The sequence below is a fragment of the Aeromonas australiensis genome (assembly GCF_000819725.1).
Classification (GTDB): domain Bacteria; phylum Pseudomonadota; class Gammaproteobacteria; order Enterobacterales; family Aeromonadaceae; genus Aeromonas; species Aeromonas australiensis.
In genome coordinates this window covers 1-626 of sequence record NZ_CDDH01000023.1, presented here as the reverse complement: position 1 = coordinate 626, position 626 = coordinate 1, and the positions used below count along the sequence as shown (strand labels likewise).

Below are 626 nucleotides of genomic sequence, written 5' to 3'. Positions count from 1 at the left end.
GCTGCGGCAAATCGACCCTGATGGGGCTGCTGACCCGGGAGTGGAGCCCGCAGGCAGGCAAGATCCTGCTGGGTGGCAAACCGCTCACCGACTACAGCGAAGGGGCGCTGCGCGCCTCCATCTCGGTAGTAAGCCAGCGGTTGCACCTGTTTGCCGATACCCTGAGGGGCAACCTCAAGCTGGCCGCCCCGACTGCCACTGACGAGCAGTTGGTTGCGGTACTGACCCAGGTCGGACTGGCCAATCTGCTGGAAGATGAGGCGGGCCTCGACGCCTGGCTCGGTGACGGTGGCCGCCCACTCTCCGGTGGCGAGCGTCGCCGTATCGGCATCGCCCGCGCCCTGCTGCACGATGCGCCGCTCTGGCTGCTGGACGAGCCGACCGAAGGGCTCGACAGTCAGACCGAGCGGGAGATCATGGATCTGCTGTTCACGCTCGGGGCAGATCGCACCTTGCTGCTTATCTCCCACCGCCTGCTGGGGATGGAGCTGATGGACCGGATCGCCCTGATGGAAGAGGGACAGATCCGCCTCTGTGCCCCTCATGACGAGCTGCTGGCGGATGATTACTACCGCAGCCTCTATCAACGGCTGGCTCCTGTTTGATATCAGCCTGATATCAGGCTG

General features: G+C 64.5%; 1 protein-coding gene. It reads left to right on the top strand.

What is annotated here, in order from left to right:
- A partial coding sequence (locus BN1117_RS03950) for an ATP-binding cassette domain-containing protein (RefSeq protein ID WP_040094985.1) occupies nt 1-605 on the top strand: 605 nt, incomplete at its 5' end.
- Nucleotides 606-626 lie beyond the last annotated feature (21 nt).